14 protein-coding genes and 1 pseudogene are annotated in these 17,225 nt (G+C 70.5%); 11 read left to right on the forward strand and 4 right to left on the reverse strand.

The window, feature by feature from the left end; translation table 11 throughout:
* The first annotated feature begins 110 nt into the window (after nucleotides 1-110).
* From EHO50_RS25115 to EHO50_RS25125, 3 genes and pseudogenes are all read left to right on the forward strand, one after another.
* Nucleotides 111-1,598, forward strand: a complete 1,488-nt coding sequence (locus tag EHO50_RS25115) for a GntP family permease (RefSeq protein ID WP_128433408.1) — start codon at nucleotides 111-113, stop codon at nucleotides 1,596-1,598.
* 131 nt (nucleotides 1,599-1,729) lie between these two features.
* Nucleotides 1,730-1,864: pseudogene (locus EHO50_RS44120) on the forward strand (GntT/GntP/DsdX family permease); the annotation flags it as partial.
* 214 nt (nucleotides 1,865-2,078) lie between these two features.
* Nucleotides 2,079-2,657, forward strand: a complete 579-nt coding sequence (locus EHO50_RS25125) for a hypothetical protein (protein WP_128433410.1) — start codon at nucleotides 2,079-2,081, stop codon at nucleotides 2,655-2,657.
* Here EHO50_RS25125 and EHO50_RS25130 read toward each other — a convergent pair.
* The gene (locus EHO50_RS25130) at nucleotides 2,654-4,006 is read right to left on the reverse strand and encodes a M14 family metallopeptidase (protein ID WP_128433411.1); all 1,353 of its coding nucleotides are present in this window, start codon (nucleotides 4,004-4,006) and stop codon (nucleotides 2,654-2,656) included. The genes EHO50_RS25125 and EHO50_RS25130 overlap by 4 nt on opposite strands.
* A gap of 421 nt (nucleotides 4,007-4,427) precedes the next feature.
* Between EHO50_RS25130 and EHO50_RS25135 the strand changes: the two genes are divergently transcribed.
* The 4 genes from EHO50_RS25135 to EHO50_RS25150 all read left to right on the forward strand — a co-directional run bounded on the left by EHO50_RS25135 (nucleotide 4,428) and on the right by EHO50_RS25150 (nucleotide 9,933).
* Nucleotides 4,428-6,860, forward strand: a complete 2,433-nt coding sequence (locus EHO50_RS25135; RefSeq protein ID WP_128433412.1) for an ATP-binding protein — start codon at nucleotides 4,428-4,430, stop codon at nucleotides 6,858-6,860.
* A gap of 162 nt (nucleotides 6,861-7,022) precedes the next feature.
* Entirely contained in the window at nucleotides 7,023-7,943 is a 921-nt protein-coding gene (locus EHO50_RS25140) for an MEDS domain-containing protein (RefSeq protein ID WP_246101398.1), read from the forward strand.
* Nucleotides 7,944-8,042: 99 nt separating this feature from the next.
* Complete coding sequence (locus EHO50_RS25145) at nucleotides 8,043-8,525, forward strand: ATP-binding protein (protein ID WP_246101400.1); 483 nt, start codon at nucleotides 8,043-8,045, stop codon at nucleotides 8,523-8,525.
* Between the two features lie 88 nt (nucleotides 8,526-8,613).
* The gene (locus tag EHO50_RS25150) at nucleotides 8,614-9,933 is read left to right on the forward strand and encodes an Nramp family divalent metal transporter (RefSeq protein WP_128433413.1); all 1,320 of its coding nucleotides are present in this window, start codon (nucleotides 8,614-8,616) and stop codon (nucleotides 9,931-9,933) included.
* 4 nt (nucleotides 9,934-9,937) lie between these two features.
* Here the strand turns inward: EHO50_RS25150 and EHO50_RS25155 are convergent, their stop codons facing one another.
* Nucleotides 9,938-11,206 (reverse strand): hypothetical protein, encoded by a 1,269-nt coding sequence (locus EHO50_RS25155; RefSeq protein WP_164904930.1) that lies wholly within the window; start codon nucleotides 11,204-11,206, stop codon nucleotides 9,938-9,940.
* Nucleotides 11,207-11,273: 67 nt separating this feature from the next.
* Nucleotides 11,274-11,789 carry a SigE family RNA polymerase sigma factor gene (locus tag EHO50_RS25160; protein ID WP_128433414.1) on the reverse strand — a complete coding sequence of 172 codons (516 nt, stop codon included), beginning with the start codon at nucleotides 11,787-11,789 and terminating at the stop codon, nucleotides 11,274-11,276.
* 136 nt (nucleotides 11,790-11,925) lie between these two features.
* Between EHO50_RS25160 and EHO50_RS25165 the strand changes: the two genes are divergently transcribed.
* On the forward strand, nucleotides 11,926-12,369 hold the full coding sequence (locus EHO50_RS25165; protein ID WP_128433415.1) for a hypothetical protein: 444 nt from the start codon (nucleotides 11,926-11,928) through the stop codon (nucleotides 12,367-12,369).
* 6 nt (nucleotides 12,370-12,375) lie between these two features.
* Here the strand turns inward: EHO50_RS25165 and EHO50_RS25170 are convergent, their stop codons facing one another.
* A complete protein-coding gene (locus tag EHO50_RS25170; protein WP_246101402.1) occupies nucleotides 12,376-14,055 on the reverse strand; it encodes a chitinase in 1,680 nt (559 codons plus the stop codon).
* Between the two features lie 243 nt (nucleotides 14,056-14,298).
* Between EHO50_RS25170 and EHO50_RS25175 the strand changes: the two genes are divergently transcribed.
* From EHO50_RS25175 to EHO50_RS25185, 3 genes are all read left to right on the forward strand, one after another.
* Nucleotides 14,299-15,108 (forward strand): hypothetical protein, encoded by an 810-nt coding sequence (locus EHO50_RS25175; protein ID WP_128433531.1) that lies wholly within the window; start codon nucleotides 14,299-14,301, stop codon nucleotides 15,106-15,108.
* A gap of 78 nt (nucleotides 15,109-15,186) precedes the next feature.
* Nucleotides 15,187-15,894 carry a Flp pilus assembly protein CpaB gene (gene cpaB, locus EHO50_RS25180; RefSeq protein WP_128433417.1) on the forward strand — a complete coding sequence of 236 codons (708 nt, stop codon included), beginning with the start codon at nucleotides 15,187-15,189 and terminating at the stop codon, nucleotides 15,892-15,894.
* Between the two features lie 9 nt (nucleotides 15,895-15,903).
* Entirely contained in the window at nucleotides 15,904-17,169 is a 1,266-nt protein-coding gene (locus EHO50_RS25185; protein ID WP_128433418.1) for a CpaE/TadZ family protein, read from the forward strand.
* The last annotated feature ends 56 nt before the right edge of the window (nucleotides 17,170-17,225 follow it).

A 17,225-nucleotide genomic window follows, 5' to 3' on the forward strand; every position in this document is an offset into this window, starting at 1 on the left:
TCAACTCCCCCCCGCACGCCGTAACCGGCATGGTGTCCGCCACCCCTGGGACGCCATGCCGCGATCCCCCCTGCCCGAAAGCTTTATGTACTTACCGCGAGGACCCCCGAATGTCCCCTCTGTCCCTCCCGCTCGCCGCATCCGCCCCAGCCGAGACACCACCCCACACCGGCGGACTGCTCCTCCTCATCGACGGTACGGCCGGACTGCTCACGGTCGCCGCCATCGGCATCGCGCTTCTGCTCTTCCTGATCATCAAGACGCGCCTGCAGCCCTTCGTGGCCCTCCTCGCCGTCTCCATAGCCGTCGGTCTGATGGCCGGCCTCTCGGTCACCGAACTCTTCGGCACCGTCCAGCGCTCGGACGCCGTCTCCACCATCGAGTCCGGCATGGGCGGCATCCTCGGCCATGTCGCGATCATCATCGGCCTGGGCACCATGCTCGGCGCCATCCTCGAAGTCAGCGGCGGCGCGGAGGTGTTGGCGTCGCGTCTGCTCAACCTCTTCGGTGAGAAGCGAGCCCCCCTCGCCATGGGCCTCACCGGCCTCATCTTCGGTATCCCGGTCTTCTTCGACGTCGGCATCTTCGTCCTCGCGCCGATCGTGTACGCGGCGGCCAAACGCTCGGGCAAGTCGATCCTGCTGTACTGCCTGCCGCTGCTCGCCGGCCTGTCGATGACCCACGCCTTCCTGCCCCCGCACCCCGGTCCGGTCGCGGCAGCGGGCCTTCTCCACGTCCAACTGGGCTGGGTCATCCTCATGGGCGTCGTCTGCGGCATCCCGGCGGTGCTGGCCGCGTGGGCGTTCTCCGGCTGGATCGGGCGGCGCATCTTCGTCGCCGTACCGCAGGACATGGTCGAGGCGGCCGACGAGGCGAAGCAGGCAGTGATCAACGAGCAGCGTGCGGCGGGGGTCGAACCACAGGAGAAGCCCGTCCCTCTCGCCACGGTCCTCGGCATCATCGGTACGCCGCTGCTGCTGATCCTGGCGGCCACGTTCTCCTCGATCGCCCTGGACCCGTCCACCACCCGCTCGGTGATCGAATTCTTCGGCCACCCGTTCGTGGCCCTGACGATCGCCCTGCTGCTCGCGTACTACCTGCTGGGCATCCGCCGCGGCTGGTCCCGCAAGTCCCTGGAAACGGTGTCGACTTCCTCGCTCAAGCCGGTCGGCAACATCCTGCTCGTCGTCGGCGCGGGCGGTGTCTTCGGCGCCGTCCTCAAGGCCAGCGGCGTCGCCCAGGCCCTCTCCGACACCTTCAACGACGTCGGCCTCCCGGTCATCGTCCTGTCGTACCTGATCTCGGTGGTCCTCCGCGTGGCCCAGGGCTCGGCGACGGTCGCCATCGTCACGACGGCCGGCATCGTCGCCCCCCTCCTCACCGGGGGCGACCACTCCCAGCCCTTCGTCGCTCTCGTCATCATGGCCATCTCGGCGGGCTCGATCTTCGCCTCGCACGTCAACGACGGCGGCTTCTGGATCGTCGCCAAGTACTTCGGCATCAGTGAGCGGGACACCTTGAAGACGTGGACCGTGCTGGAGAGTGTGCTGTCGGTGGCCGGGTTCGTGGTGGCGGCGGTTTTGAGCTTGTTCGTTTAGGGGCGATTGCGGCTTTGTGCGGCGGTTGCTTTGCCTGGTGGCGCGAAGGTGGTGGCGGTCCTGCCTTGGTGGTGGGACCGCTCGATCTTCGCCTCGCACGTCGACGACGGCGCCCGCGCGCGGAGCGCGCTGATGGATGCAGCTGGATCGTCGCCAAGTACTTCGGCATCAGTGAGCGGGACACCTTGAAGACGTGGACCGTGCTGGAGAGTGTGCTGTCGGTGGCCGGGTTCGTGGTGGCGGCGGTTTTGAGCTTGTTCGTCTAGCGGCGATGGTGCCTTTCTGCGCCGGCTGCCGTTGCCTGATGGCGCAGAGATGGAGGCGGCCCTGCCCTGCTGGTAGGGCCGCCCGGTCTTCGCCTCGCACGTCAATGGCGGCGCCCGCGCGCGGAGCGCGCTGATGGATGCAGCGAGCTTGTTCGTGTAACGATGCGGGGGCTGGTTGCGCGGGACACAGGGTTGTCGACCATACTGCTCCGCTGTGGAGCAGCGCATAGGTTCAGGCAGCCAGCCCCTGGAAGGCGCCGGGTTCGACCCGGCCTTCATCCCCGGGCTCACCTCGCCCGCGTCCGTCAAGCGGGAGGACGTGAAGGACGAGGACGTGGCCGAGGAGTCCGCCTCCGAGAAGTCGGATTCGGTGAGAGCGGACTCCGAGAAGACGGACTCCGGGGACACGGATCTCGAAGCCGCCGACGAGCCCGACGCGGAGGCCGATGACGCGGCCGCCGACGAGCCCGACGCGGAAGCCGACGAGGCCGACGAAGAGGCTCCGGTCGACGGCCCCGTCTTCGATGCCGCCGACCGCCGGGCCCGTATCGTCGCCGACCACAAGGGCGTCCGTCTCTCCCTGGACGACCAGGAGTGCGAGTTCCGTTGGGACGAGATCGGCGCGATCGAGACGGAGGCCGCGCGCTTCGGGAAGCGTTTCACCATCACGGTGCACACTCCTGACCGCCGCTGGTACCCGATCGAGATCGAGGCGGCGGCCAGGAGCCGCTTCAAGGAGTGGGACGAGCAGCTGGACGCGGTACTGGACGCCTACTTCGAGGAATCCGACTAGCTGCAGTACTGGGCTTCCTTGCCGATGGACCGGTACATGCAGTCGGCGTTCTCCAGAAGCTGCAGCACCGCATCCCGGTTCCGGGACGTCTCCCGCTCGATCACCTCGTCGGGCGGGTAGAAGCCACCCCCGGAGCTGGAGGACGGGTACATCTCGAAGGTGTAGCCGAAGATCTTCTGGCTGCCCCACAGCCAGTCGTCGATCGACCCGTCGGTGATGTACAGGTCACTGGACTGCTCCGGCGTATAGCCGTTGCTGGCCGCCATCTTCTGTCCGACGGTCGCGAAGGCGTTCCGGTCGTCGGCCGTCATGCCGGTCGTCGTGTCGGAGTTCGTGTACCCGAACGGCCACAGCACCAGCTCGCTGTACGTGTGGAAGTCGACCCCGGCCTTGATCTGCTGGACCCCGCCGACCACGCGGCTGCGCACGAAGTTGGCGACCACCTTGACCTCCGGCGCCGACTCGGCGGACGCGCCCCGGTAGGTGTCGGAGGACGGCGACCCGGACGAACCGCCACAGCAGCCCCAGCGGTAGTTCCAGTTCCGGTTCATGTCCGTCCCGACGTACGAGGAACCGGAGTTGGGCTGCCGGTTCTTGCGCCACGACCGGTACGAGCCGGTGGCGATGTCGTACTCGCCGCCGTCCGGGTTGAGGTCGGGCACGATCCAGACCTCGCGGTTGTTCACCATGCTGGTGACCCGGGAGTCGATGCCGTAGTCGGAGGTCAGCTCGCGCAGCAGATAGAGCGCCATCTCGACGGTGAGGTGCTCACGGGCGTGCTGGTGATGGGTGAAGAGGACCTCCGGCTCGGACTCGTCGGTCCCCACGTTGTCGCTGATCTTGATGGCGACGATGTTCCGGCCCTGGTACGACTGCCCGATCACGCGCTGGCTCGCGATGGAGGAGTTGGCCGAGACGATCGAGTTGATCTCGCTCGTCATCTCCGCGTAGTTGTGATAGCGCGAGTCGCCGGAGGGGAAGTCGTAGAGGCGGATGTCGTCCTCGCCCGAGGAGCGGTCGGGGACCGCGCCGAGCGGGGTGACGTCGTAACCCAGGTCGCGCAGCTTCTTGATCTGATCGGTGCGGCCGGAGACGACGACGCCGTGGCCGTGCACCTCGTCCACGGTCACACCCGTCCGCTGAAGTGCGGTGCGGTCCTTGGCGGTCGAGTGCATGTGCACCTCGTACTGCCGGGCGTCATCGTTCGAAGAGGCCGCCTTGGTGGCGCTGTCGGCGCTCGCGGACATGTTTGCGGAGAGGGGCGCCGCGAGGGCGAGGGCGAGCAGCGTGGCGAGCGCGGCGGTACGTCTGCCGCTGCGGGCGCCTGAGCCGCGTGTGCGAAGTCGCATGAATTCTCCTTGTGGGAGTGGGGGGTGGGGTTCACTGCGACGTACTGCGTGGTGCGGGTGTGGCGCTCATCGTGGGCCGGTGGCATGGACAGGTCAAGGGTGACACGGTGATTGATGGCGTGAACCATTCGAAAATCAGCCGCGCAGTGTACGCGCGCGCACTGCGTGGCGAGCGGTCCCGGACGAAGTCCACTCGGGGGTGTGAGCCGGGCGTGCGTCCCGGCGCACGGGCGGGGGAGGGTGAGAAACCGCGCAAGGGGGAGCGGTGGGAGCGGCGGCAAAGGCGGGGACCGGCGCACCCTCCGGCTCCCTTGCTCCACGACTTTCCTGCTCCTCGACTCCTGCGTTCCCCGACTCCCTTATTTCTCGGCTCCCTTGCTCCTCGGCTCCCTTCGACACCACCCCGGAGGAACGGCTGATCATGGGCGGATCAGCGCCACGACGGGACCAACAACTGCCGGTCGAGACGACCAGCTTCGTCGACCGGCGCGGCGAACTGGCCGCAGGGCGCGAGCTGTTGGCCAGGACGCGGCTGGTCACCCTGACCGGCCCCGGCGGCGTCGGCAAGACCCGCCTCGCCGCCCGCATCGCGGCCGGTGTCCGGCGCACCTTCCCGGACGGCGTGCGCGTCGTGCACCTCTCCGGCCTGCACGACCCCGCGCTCGTCCCGCTCGCCGCCGCCGACGCGCTCGACCTGCACGACCACACCGCGCGGCCGCCGCTGCAGGCGCTGGTGGAGCAGGTAAGGGACCGTCGGCTGCTGCTGCTCGTCGACAACTGCGAACACCTGCTGCCGGCCTGCGCCGAACTCGCCGCCGCCCTGCTGTACGGCACGACCGGCGTGCGGATCCTCGCCACCAGCCGCCACCGCCTGGGCCTCACCGAGGAACACCTCCTGGACGTACGGCCTTTGCCGGTCCCGGACCCGGACGGCGACCTCTCCGGCCCCGAGGGCTACCCGGCCCTCGCCCTGTTCGCCGACCGAGCTGCCGCGGTGGTGCCCGGCTTCCGCCTGACCGCCGCGAACCGGGCAGCCGTCGCCCGCCTCTGCCGCCGTCTCGACGGCCTCCCCCTCGCCATCGAACTCGCCGCTGTCCGCATGCGCGTCCTCGACGTCGACCAACTCCTCGACCGCCTGGACGACCGCTACCGCCTCCTCACCGGCGGCAGCCCAGCTGCCCTGCCCCGCCACCAGACCCTGCGGGCCGCGGTCGACTGGAGCCACGAACTGTGCACCGAGCGCGAGCAGTTGGTGTGGGCACGGTTGTCGGTACTGTCGGGGAGCTTCGACCTGGAGACGGCGGAGGCGGTGTGCGCGGGCGACGCTTCGACGCCGGACGACCCGAGAGGTGAGCAGGGCGAGGCGGAAGGGGCGGCGGCGCCTGTGCGGGACTACGACGTTCTCGACGCCGTCACCGGCCTCGTCGACAAGTCCGTACTGTCCCGCGAGTCCGGTCCCGACGGCATCCGCTACCGCCTCCTCGACTCCCTCCGCCACTACGGTCTGGACCGCCTGCGCCGGCTGCCCGGCGAGGAGCCCGCGGCCCGGCGCCGCCAGCGTGACTGGATGCTGCAGCGCGCCACCGCCTGCGAGAGCGCCTGGTTCGGACCGGGCCAGCGCGAGATCGTCGCCCGGCTGCGCGCCGACCAGGACAACCTCCGCAGCGCACTCGACTTCAGCCTCGCCACCCCGGGCGAATGCCTCGCCGGACTGCGTCTCGCCGGCACCCTGTGGTTCTACTGGCACGCCTGCGGCGCCCCCCGCGAGGGCCGCTACTGGCTCGACCGCGCCCTGGCCGCCAACCCGGAGCCGACCCGGGAACGGGCCCGCGGCCTGTGGATCGCCGGGCTCCTCGCCGCCGCCACCCATGACCTCGCCGCAGGCCTCGCCCGTGCCCGGGACGCGCACGCCCTCGCCCGTGACCTCGACGACGAGGCCGAGGCCGCCCACGCCGAGTACGTCATCGGCGTCATCACCCTCTTCATGGACGATCTGCCGACCGCGCTGAAGCACTTCGAGGCCAGCGTCGCCCGCGGCCCCGTCCCCGGCCAGCACCTAAGCCTGCACGGCCTCGACCAGGTCGAACTCGCCTGCGCCCTGGGGTTCCTGGGCGAGGCCGAGCGTGCCGTCGAGGTCTGCGAGGGGGTGCGCCGGATGTGCGAACGGCACGGGGAGGAGTGGGTGCACTCGTACGTCCTGCGGATGCTCGCCCTCGCCCACACCGTGCAGCGCGACTGGCGCCGGGCCGAGCACCACGCCCGTCACGCCCTGCGCCTCAAACTCGCCGTCCACGACGTCATCGGCATCGCCCTCACCCTCGACCTCCTGGCCCGCATCGCCACCCAGGCGGACGCCCCCGAGCGCGCGGCCGTCCTGCTCGGCGCCGCCGACCGCACCTGGGCCGGCATCGACCGCGGCCGCTGGGGCTCGGCGGCCCTCAACTCGACCCGCCACGACAGCGAGACCCGAGCCAGCGAGGCCCTGGGCCGACCCGGCTTCGAGCGGGCGTACGAACGCGGCGCCGGGCTCGACCTGGCGGAGGCCGTCGAGTACGCCGTCCACGACGGCAGACAGCCCCAACGGTCCGCGCCCGCACGCAGACCGAGCGGCCGGCCGCGGTCCTCCCACCCGGCGACCGGGGTCCGCCTCACGCACCCCGCCGCCGGGGTCCGCCTCACCCGCCGCGAGACCGAGGTCGCCGAACTCGTCGCCCAGGGACTCGCCAACCAGCAGATCGCCGACCGCCTGGTCATCGCCCGCCGCACCGCCGAAGGCCATGTCGAACGCATCCTCGGCAAGCTCGGCTTCAGCAACCGCAGCCAGATCGCGGCCTGGATGGCGGCGCAAAGCTGAGCCCTCCGGCCACCGAGCCGGCCACCGAGTCGGCCGCCCAGCCGCCCCGCCCTCGACTCCCACCCGCCGCACCCATCGCATTCACAGCACCCATCGCATCCAGCACATCCACTGCACCCATCCACCCATCGCACCCATCGCACCAAGAGGGAGCCCGGACCCGTGACCACTCAACCCACCCCCATCCCCACCCACCCCGGATTCGACCACCGCATGACCGTCTTCGAGGCCGACGACGAATTCCTCGCCGCCGCCCTCCCCTTCCTCACCGAAGCCCTCGGCGCCCCCGGCGAACCCCCGCCCGTGGCCATCGCCGCCCCCGGCAACCTGGACCTCCTGCGCGACGCCCTCGGCACCGACGCCAAGAGCGTCGGCCTCGTCCCGCACACCGAGTGGTACACCGGCTCCGCAGCCAACGCGGTCGCGCAGGGCGCCGGATACCTCGCCGCGCACGCCGGCCCCGGCGGACGTATCCATCTGCTCATGGAACCCGTCTGGGGCGGCCGCGCGGGCCGCTCGCCGCGCGAGACCGCTGAGTGGATCCGCTACGAGGCGCTCGCCAACCTCCTCTTCGCCCCGCTCGCGACGACCGCCCTGTGCGCCTACGACTCGCGCGTCACGGGCCCCGCGATCGTCGCCGCCGCCCGCCGCGCCCACCCGGGCACGGGCGTGTACGAGGACCCCGTCCGCCTCGCCGCCGAACTCGACGCCGTACCGCTGCCCCCGCCCGCCCCTGACGCCGAGCGCCTGACCGGCCCGGCCCTCACCGGCGACGTCGTGGGCGCCTGGGCGGGCGCGCGAGGGCTGTCCGCCGCGGACGCGGAGCTGTTCGCCACGGCCGTCACCGAGGCGGCCGCCGCCGTCGGCCCGCTCGACGGCGCCGTGCTGTGGGGCGAGGCTCCGGCCTGTGTCTGCGAACTGCGTACCGCCCGCCGCGTCGACGACCCGCTGGCGGGCTTCGTACCGCCGCCGAGCGCGGAACTGGAACCGGGGCAGGGGCTGTGGTTCGCCCGGCAGGTGTGCGCGTACGTCGACGTCCGGGACGACGGGGAAGGGGCGAGCGTGCGGCTGCAGTACGGGTAGCGGAGTACCCGCACAGCCATGGGCACAGCCGGCCGCACAGGTATGGAATCAGGTATTCCTCCCCGTGCGCCGTACCCCCGTGCCCGCCACCCTGGACCCATGCTGCACCTCGACGGGGCGCGCTTCCCGGATCCCGGCCCTCAGTTCGCTTCGTATCCTCAACCGCCCCTGGGGGCCGGTCATCTGAGCGTCGAGTACGACCCCCGTCCCTCCGCGGTCCGCGAGGCCCGCGCGGAGGTCCGTCGACAGTTGGAGGGATGGGGGCTCGCGGACCTGGACGACCTGTCGGACGTGGCCGAGCTGCTGGTGAGCGAACTGGCCACCAATGCCCTGCTGCACTCCGCGAGCCGCTTCCGGCTCACCCTGTTCGCCGCGCACGGGCTCCTGCGCTGCGAGGTCCGGGACGGCGGCCGGCGCGTTCCGAGGGTGCTGGAGGCGGGCGCTTCGGAGAGCGGCCGGGGGATGTTCCTGGTGGACGCGCTCGCCCGGCGCTGGGGCTGCCACCAGGACGGGTCGGGCAAGACGGTGTGGTTCGAGCTCGCGACATGTGGGTCCGACGGTTGCGGTCGGCGACAGCCGTAGTGCCCGCCCCAAACACCCATGAGCACATCGGGTGGAGATCGAGCACGCCCTCTTGTCCGACCGACGCCTTTGAGCTTTCTTGACCCTCATGGCGGACACCACGGGAAACACAGCGGCATCACAGGCCGGCGAGGCGGACTCCCGGCCCCGTAAGTCCAGTTGGCGGTACATCGGTCCCGGCATCGTCGTCGCCGCGACCGGCGTCGGCGCCGGCGACCTCGTCGCCACCCTCATCGCGGGCAGCAACTTCGGCTACACCCTGCTCTGGGCCGCGATCGTCGGCTGCCTGGTCAAGATCTCCCTCGCCGAGGCAGCGGGCCGCTGGCACCTGTCCACCGGCCGCACCCTCTTCGACGGCTGGACGAGCCTCGGCCGTTGGACCACGTACTTCTTCGCGATCTACGTCGTGATCTGGGGCTTCGTCTACGGCGCGGCGGCGATGTCGTCGAGCGCGCTCCCGCTCCAGGCACTGTTCCCGCACGTCATGGACCTCGAATGGTGGGCCATCGCCTGCGGGCTGGTCGGCCTGGTCTTCGTCTGGTTCAACAAGTACGCCGTCTTCGAGAAGGTCATGACGGTCCTGGTCGGCGTCATGTTCGTGGTGACGGTGTACCTCGCGATCCGTGTCACCCCGAACATCCCCGACGCCTTCGCGGGCCTGCTGCCCGTCCTGCCCGACGAGAAGGACTCGATCCTCAACACCCTCGGCCTGATCGGCGGCGTCGGCGGCACCATCACCCTTGCCGCGTACGGCTACTGGGTCAACGCCAAGGGCTGGACGAACACCGGCTGGATGAAGGTCATGCGGCTCGACAACCGCGTCGCCTACGCCACCACCGGCATCTTCGTCATCGCGATGCTCTTCGTCGGCGCCGAGCTGCTGCATTCCGCGAACGTCGCCATCGCGAGCGGCGACAAGGGCCTGATCCAGCTGAGCGACATCCTGGAGGACAAGTACGGCACGGCGACGGCGAAGTTCTTCCTCATCGGCTTCTTCGCCACCTCCTTCACCTCCCTCATCGGCGTCTGGCACGGCGTGAGCCTGATGTTCGCGGACTTCGTGGCCCGCTACCGGGGGCGGGAGGAGCTGAAGGGCGAGGAGGTCGCCTCGGGCGAGCGGGAGCGCTCCTGGCCCTTCCGCGCCTACCTGCTCTGGCTGACCTTCCCGCCCATCGTCCTGCTCTTCCAGGGCCAGCCCTTCCGCCTGATCATCATCTACGGCGTCCTGGGCGCGGCCTTCCTGCCCTTCCTCGCCGGCACCCTGATCTGGCTCCTCAACTCCTCCCGCACCCCCAGCCAGTGGCGCAACGGCCCGCTGAGCAACGTGATGCTGGCGACCGCGGGCCTGCTGTTCCTGGTTTTGTGCGTGAAGCAGATCTGGGACCAGCCGTGGTCGGAGTTCTTCTGACGGCCTAGCGGTACTGGTCCCACTCCGGGCTGAGGGCGATCTCCCGGAGCTGCTTCATGGTCAGGGCGGGGGTCTCGCGGGTCGGGGCGTCGTGCTGGTTGCCGGAGTTGAAGGCGCTGATGACGACACGGAAGCCGTCCGTACCCGCGCGGAGGGTGTCGACGGTCCACATCACGGCGCCTTCGACACCCTTGTCGCCGCCGGTGCGCCGAGTGGTGACCTTCGTGCCGTCGGGCAGCGTCTCGGCGTCGTCCCCGAAGAGCTGGTCGACGGTTTCCTTGTCCCCCATGCCGTGCTGGACGTCGATCTGGACGTAGCTCCTGCCCTTGCCGTCGTCGAGGACGAGGTACGTGTAGTCGTTGCCCTTCTCGACGACCTCGACCCCCTTGGGCAGGAGCGGGACGAGCGTGGCCAGGACCGAGTCCACGCCCGGTTCGACGGCGGTGCTCGCAGTGGCCGAAGGCTTCGGCTTCTTGGGGTCCTCGGGAATGAATTCGACGTACTTGCGCCACACCTGGGCCGTCACCAGCTCCTTCAACTGAGTGATCGACAGGGGAGGTTCGCTTCTGCTGATCGGCGCGTCCTTCTGGGCGGCGGCGTTCCACTCGTTGACGGAGACATGCTGTCCCGCCGGGGTGATCAGCTCGGCCGACCACATCTTGGTGTCGACGCGCCGGTCGGGATACTCGTACCCCTGGAACAGCTTGAGCAGCGAGCCGTCGGCCAGCCTGGTGGAGACGCAGCTGTCGTGCGGGACCAGCGTCTTGTCCGGACAGTCGATCGCCTCGCGGGCCTGGTCGCTGCCGGGCTCGACGCGGTTCAGGCTGACGCCGACGGCCCCCGGGCCCTGGCCGTCGTCGTAGACGAGGTGGACGTACGGCGGCAGCATCGAATCCCCGGTGCCCCGTGCCTGCTGCTCGCTGACCTTGCCCTCGGGGAGCAGATCTTCGAGCGTCGCGATGAGTTCGCGGCTCGTCAGGGGGACGGCGGACGGCGTCGGTGTGCCGGACGGCTGCTCGGCCACGCTGGAACTGGACGGCAGCGGGGCAGGCGAACCGCCCCAGGGCACCAGCAGCGCCCCGCCCACAGCGACCGCCGCGATCCCGGCCGCGCCGCCCACCACCGCGGCCCGCCGCCTCAGCCGCAGCCGCCGCCCCCGCGCCTGTCCGGCGGCGACCAGCGCGGTCCGGTCGGCGTCGAAGCGGTCACCGGCGTCGTGCAGGGCGTGACTGAGCCGCCCCTCGAAGCGGTCCTCGTCGTGTTCCACAGGCATGGCAAAACCACCGTTTCTCGGGATTGGGGTCGCTCGGGATTGGGGGTCGTGAGAGAGGGGGCGCGGTTCAGCGGGCCGCGTACTCGCCGAGGTCCTCGCCCAGCAGCGCGCGCAGCCGCCCGAGCGCCCGGGTGCACCGCGTGCGCACCGCGGCGGAACTGGCGTTCAGCGCGTCGGCGGTCTCCTCGACGGACCGGTCCTCCCAGTACCGCAGGACGACCACGGCCCGGTCCTTGGCGGGCAGCCGGGCGAGGGCCTGAAGCAGGGTGAGCCGCAGCGACACGTCACCGTGTCCGCCGTCGGCCGCCGCCCGGTCGGGAATCGTGTCCGTGGCCCGCTCGGTGCTGCTGCGCCGCCGCTGATGGGCGAGGAAGGTGCGGGTGAGGACGGTCTGCGCGTACCCGGCGGGGTTGTCCACCCGGGACACCCGTCCCCAGCGGACGTAGATCCGGCCCAGGGTCTCCTGGACGAGGTCCTCGGCGAGATGGGTGTCCCCGGCGGTCAGCAGACAGGCCGACCGGTACAGATGCCCGGCCCTGGCCACCGCGAACTGCGCGTACTCGTCCGCGCGGGCCTGTCTCATGCGTTCCCCCTGTTGCTGTGCACCGGTGCGCCGGCTGCCGATGAGGTCCTCACTTCACTGATGCGGCAGGGCTGGGAGAATGTTTCACCGCAAGCCGAATCAGTTCCAACGAGTACGAGGACCGAGGACCCGACGGATGACCGAGCAGCCACCATCACCCGGCCCCGGCTTCGGCCCGCCCCCACCGCAGTTCCCGCCCGCGCAGCCCGCGTACGCGCCCGTGCCGCCCCCACACGCGCCCGTACAGCCTCCCTACGGCCAACCTCCCTACGGCCAGGTCCCGCCCCAGCCCGCTCCGGCCGGCCCGGAGTTCCTGGCCATCGACAAACGCAATGCGGTCGTCGTCGACGCGTCCGGCGTCGCCTTCGAGATGTCCGGCCTCACCATCGAGTTCCAGTGGCCCGAGGTCCGCAGCGTCCACTACCGGGCGAGCCCGGACGGCAAGGCCCTGATGGTCGCCGTGGTCCATGTGGACGGCAGGTTCTACGAGTGCGTGGTGGAGGCCAAGCCCCGGACGCGACTGCAGGAGTGGTTCCCGCAGCTGGCCTGGGTGCTCGGCCATTACCGGCCCATGGGGTGAGGGCCCCTACGGCAGCCCGTGCACATGCGGGCCGACGGCGCCCGACCAGGCGTTGCCCGCCGTCGCGTCCCAGTTCGTCGACCAGGTCATCGCGCCCCGCAGGTCGGGGTACGTCCGCGACGGCTTGAACGAGCCGCAGTTCGTGCCCTTCGTCAGGCAGTCCAGGGCGTTGTTCACGATCGACGGTGACACGTACCCACTGCCCGCGCCCCGCGTGGAGGCCGGCAGACCCAGCCCCACCTGGGACGGGGCCAGGCCGCCCTCCAGCTGGATGCAGGCCAGGGCGGTCAGGAAGTCCACCGAGCCCTGGCTGTAGACCTTGCCGTCGCAGCCCAGCATCGAACCGCTGTTGTAGTACTGCATGTTGACGACCGTGAGGATGTCCTTGATGTTCAGCGCGGTCTGGAAGTAGGTGTTCGACGTCGACTGCATGTCGATGGTCTGCGGTGCCATCGTGATGATCAGCGACGAGCCCGCCTTCGCCGAGAGCGAGCGCAGCGCCTGTGTCATGTAGGTCGCGTTGAGGCCGTTCTCCAGGTCGATGTCGACGCCGTCGAAGCCGTACGTCTGCATGAGCGAGTACACCGAGTTCGCGAAGTTCGTGGCCGACGCCGCGTCGTTCACCGCCACCGTGCCGCGCTCGCCGCCGACCGAGACGATGACCTTCTTCCCGGCCGACTGCTTCGCCCTGATGTCGGCCTTGAACTGGTCGACCGTGTAGCCGCCCAGCCCGGCCGAGTCCAGGTTGAAGGTCACCGCACCCGGCGTCGAGGTCGCGTCCGCGAAGGCGACGGCGATGATGTCGTACTGGGACTGGACGTCGGCGAGCTTCTGCACGGTGGCGCCGTTGTTGAAGTTCTGCCAGTAGCCGGTCACCGCGTGCTTGGGGAGCGCGGGGCCGGGGCCGGTCGGCGTGTTCGTCGTGCCCGTCACCGCCGCCGACTTCGCCGACTCACCGGCCGCGTTGGTCGCCGTGACCTGGAAGGAGTACGACGTCGAGGCCGCGAGCCCGGTCACGGTGGCCGAGGTGCCGGTCACGGCCGTCACCTTCGTGCCGTTGCGGTAGACGTTGTAGCCGCTCGCGCCGGAGACCGTGTTCCAGGCCAGGGAGATCGACGAGGACGTCGTACCCGACACGGACAGGCCGCTGGGCGCCCCCGGGATCGTGGGGGAGGGGTCGGTGCCACCGCCGCCGTCGGGGCCGTACACGGACACGTCGTCCGCGTAGTACGCCGCCTGCCCGTACCAGCCGTGCGTGTACACCGTCACCGAGGTCGTCGAGGCGCCGGTGGTGAAGGTGGTCGACAACTGCTTCCAGGCCGTCGAGTCCGGCGTCCAGGTCGACACGTCGGTCGTGCCCGTGCCCGTCACGCCCAGGTAGGTGTAGCCGCCCTGCACCCACGCGCTCAGCGTGTACGTGGAGTTGGGCTTCACCGCCACCGCCTGGGTGCAGCGGGCGTTGTCCTGCCCGGCCGGGGTGGCCTTGAGCGCGGCCGAGCCGCCGTGCACCGGTGCGGAGACGGTCGTGCCGCTGTTCGCGGAACAGGTCCAGTTGCTCAGGCCGGACTCGAAGCCGGCGTTCTTGGCGTTGTTGACGTCCGCGGCCGAGGCGGGGCCTGCGGGGAGGAAGGCGAGGGCGAGGGCGGCGGTGACCGCGCCCACCCGGAATCTGCTGCGTATGGACATGACAAGAGACATGCTGAACAACTTGGTCCAGACCAATTCACCTGTCAAGAGATTCCGGTAGTGGAGAAACCGTGTGCGCAACCTGCCCCGTTTTGGCGTGACTTGTGCGAGTGGAGTTGCTTCTCGGCTGGACAGAAGCTGTTTTCCGGCCGCAGAGCCGTGGATACAGTGCTGAGATAGTCACGCAATGAAGTCATCGGGGAGCTGCGCGTGCCAACTGCCATTGCCGTGACCAGCGCCGACATGGCGCTGCCGGCGCAGGACGAGCGAACCGTGCCCGCCGTCGTGCTCGGGGACCTCGACCGGGAGCCGCTGGAGCGGTCCTTGGAGGACATACAGGGGCTGATCGAGCAGTACGGCCATGTGGTCGTCGTCTGCTCCCAGGCCGTCCCCCGGGCCGTGGAGCAGCGGCTGCACACCGTACGGTCCCTGCTGGAGAGCGACCGCATCGCCGTGTTCCGCCCCGAACTGCCCCCCCTCGGACTCGCCGTCCTCGCCCGCCAGCTGCGGCAGCTGGCCTCCTGCGACCTCAGCCCCGGCGTCCTCGCCTCGGCCGGCCGGCTGCTCACCCACTACATCCACGCCGGAGCGCTCCTCGGCTCCGTCGCCAAGCTGGACCGCGTCCCCGTGGACCTCAAGTCGCACGCCAAGTCCTGGGTGCCCGGCAGCCAGTTCGGCGTGCTCGCCCACCCGACCCCGCAACTGGTCCGGATCGCCCCCGGCGCCACCCTCAGCGGCCCGGAGTTCCGCACGTCGATGCTGGTCGCCCCGGGGCAGCTGCAGTCCGACTGGGTCACCTCCAACCTGGTCAAGGTCTGGAACGCGCAGGGCCTGCGCGAGGCGGTGCTGCCCGCCGAGTCGGCCACCTGGTGGGGGACGCCCAAGCTGATCGAGTTCTGCGCCTATCTGCCCGACCTGTCGGTGCTTTACCAGCTCGTCACCTCGGTACGGCAGAACTCCTGTCACTGGTGCGGCATCGACGTCATCGGCGACCGCTGCGTCTTCTGCTCCGCCCTCCCGCCCGCCCACGAGCAACCGGCCCGCGCAGGCTGACCGGACCCCGGCCGCTCAAGGCCGCCCCGACCCACCCGACCGCTCCCGACCGATTCCCCCAATGAGGTTGTCCGGTTCATGAACTCCCGTCAGCGCCGCGGCGTGATACTCCTGCTCCTGTCGGTCGTGTGCGCCCTCGGCGCCTTCGCCGGCGTCCTCTCCGTCATCAACGACGTGAAGTCCAAGGTCGGTCCCGAGGTCACCGCCTACCGGGTCAAGGCGAACGTCGCCCCCTACACGCAGCTCAGCGCCGGCCAGTTCGAGAAGACCGAGATGCCCGAGCGGTGGCTGTCGGAGAACGCGGTCACCGACCTCCGCGAGATCCAGGGCAAGATCGCCGTCACGACCCTGCAGAAGGGCTCCCTGCTCCAGAGCGACATGATCGTCGACCAGCCCGCCCTGAAGTCGGGCGAGCAGGAGATCGCCATCATGATCGACGCGGCGACCGGCGTGGCCGGCAAGATCACCCCGGGCTCCACGGTCAACGTCTACGCCACCTTCCAGGGGCAGCGCGACGGCGACCCCGACCAGTCCAAGCTGATCGTGGAGAACGCCAGGGTCATCGACGTGGGCGAGCCGATCACCCTCAAGCCGGACGCCGACGACCGCGACCGCGAGCCCACCGACGCCTTCCCGATCACCTTCGCCCTCCAGACCATCGACGCTCAGCGCATCACGTACGCCGAGTCGTTCGCCGACGAGGTCCGGCTCGCCCTGGTGGCACCCGGTACCGGCTCCGACGTCGACGCGACGGACCGCACCTACGAACTCGCCAAGGACAAGTGAGAGGCCCCCATGCCCACGAGGATCCTCCCGGCGGTCGGCGACGCGGACGCGGTCCGGTCCCTCACGACGCTGCTCAGCCAGCTCCCCGACGCCGAGCCGGTGGCCCCGGTGGCCGACTCCACCCAGCTCGTCGACACCCTCGCCCGGCTGGCCGCCGAGTCCATCGACGAGCTGCCCGAGGTCGTCGTCGTCCACGAGCGCATCGGCCCCGTCCCGGCCCTGGAACTCATCCGTGAGGTCGCCCTCCGCTTCCCCGCGGTGGGCGTCATCCTCGTCACCTCCGACGCCGGCCCCGGCCTCTTCCAGGCCGCCATGGACTACGGCGCGCGGGGCCTGGTCGCCCTGCCGCTGAGCTACGAGGAGCTGGCCAGCCGCGTCCACGCCGTGGCCCAGTGGTCGGTGGGCGTACGGCGGCATCTGGGCGCCGGCGGCGATGTGTTCAGCGGCGTCGGCGGCACGGTCGTGACGGTGAGCGGTGCGAAGGGCGGGGTCGGGACCACCCTCACCGCCATCCAACTGGCCCTCGCCGCCCAGGCGTCGGGTCGCAGCACCGCTCTGCTCGACATGGACCTGCAGACCGGCGACATCGCCGCCTACCTCGACATCCAGTTCCGCCGCTCGGTCGTCGACCTCGCCACCATCAACGACATCACCCCGCGCGTGCTGGCGGACGCGGTGTTCCGGCACGACACCGGGGTCGCCCTGCTCCTCGCCCCCGGCGACGGCGAACGCGGCGAGGAGGTCACCGACCGCGCCGCCCGCCACATCGTCAGCGCCCTGCGCTCCCGCTACGAGGTCGTCGTCGTCGACTGCGGCGCCCAGCTGACCGGCGCGAGCGCGGCCGCCGTGGAGATGGCCGACACGGCGCTCCTCGTCACCACCCCGGACGTGGTCGCGGTGCGCGGCGCCAAGCGGACGGTACGGATGTGGGACCGCCTGCAGATCCGCAAGGCGGAGGAGACCACGATCGTCGTCAACCGCTACTCGCGCGCTACGGAGATCCAGCCCGCCCTGATCCAGCGGATCACCGGCACGGGCATCGCGAGCACCGCGATCCCCGCCAACTTCAAGGAACTCCAGGGCGCGGTCGACGCCGGCCGGGTGCACGAGCTGGACAGCAAGGGGTCGGTCAAACAGGCCCTGTGGGCGCTCGCGGGGGAGCTGGGCCTGGTCAAGGGCACCGAGGGCGCGGCCCACCAGCGCCGCAACGGCCGGGCGCGGGGCGGGGACCGTACGGCGCTGACGTTCCGGCGGCGCAAGGAGCTCGGGCGGTGAGGGGGCGGCGGGGGGACGAGGGGCGGCGGAGGGACAAGGAGAGGCGGAGGGACCAG

Source organism: Streptomyces cyaneus (assembly GCF_004028635.1).
Classification (GTDB): domain Bacteria; phylum Actinomycetota; class Actinomycetes; order Streptomycetales; family Streptomycetaceae; genus Streptomyces; species Streptomyces cyaneus.

Coding starts and splice junctions, on each gene's coding strand:
- EHO50_RS25165 (WP_128433415.1), top strand. CDS start 11,926: ATGACCGAGCAGCCACCATCACCCGGCCCCGGCTTCGGCCCGCCCCCA.
- EHO50_RS25150 (WP_128433413.1), top strand. CDS start 8,614: ATGGCGGACACCACGGGAAACACAGCGGCATCACAGGCCGGCGAGGCG.
- EHO50_RS25175 (WP_128433531.1), top strand. CDS start 14,299: ATGGCGCTGCCGGCGCAGGACGAGCGAACCGTGCCCGCCGTCGTGCTC.
- EHO50_RS25145 (WP_246101400.1), top strand. CDS start 8,043: ATGCTGCACCTCGACGGGGCGCGCTTCCCGGATCCCGGCCCTCAGTTC.
- EHO50_RS25135 (WP_128433412.1), top strand. CDS start 4,428: ATGGGCGGATCAGCGCCACGACGGGACCAACAACTGCCGGTCGAGACG.
- EHO50_RS25130 (WP_128433411.1), bottom strand. CDS start 4,006: ATGCGACTTCGCACACGCGGCTCAGGCGCCCGCAGCGGCAGACGTACC.
- EHO50_RS25185 (WP_128433418.1), top strand. CDS start 15,904: ATGCCCACGAGGATCCTCCCGGCGGTCGGCGACGCGGACGCGGTCCGG.
- EHO50_RS25160 (WP_128433414.1), bottom strand. CDS start 11,789: ATGAGACAGGCCCGCGCGGACGAGTACGCGCAGTTCGCGGTGGCCAGG.
- EHO50_RS25170 (WP_246101402.1), bottom strand. CDS start 14,055: ATGTCCATACGCAGCAGATTCCGGGTGGGCGCGGTCACCGCCGCCCTC.
- cpaB (WP_128433417.1), top strand. CDS start 15,187: ATGAACTCCCGTCAGCGCCGCGGCGTGATACTCCTGCTCCTGTCGGTC.
- EHO50_RS25115 (WP_128433408.1), top strand. CDS start 111: ATGTCCCCTCTGTCCCTCCCGCTCGCCGCATCCGCCCCAGCCGAGACA.
- EHO50_RS25155 (WP_164904930.1), bottom strand. CDS start 11,206: ATGCCTGTGGAACACGACGAGGACCGCTTCGAGGGGCGGCTCAGTCAC.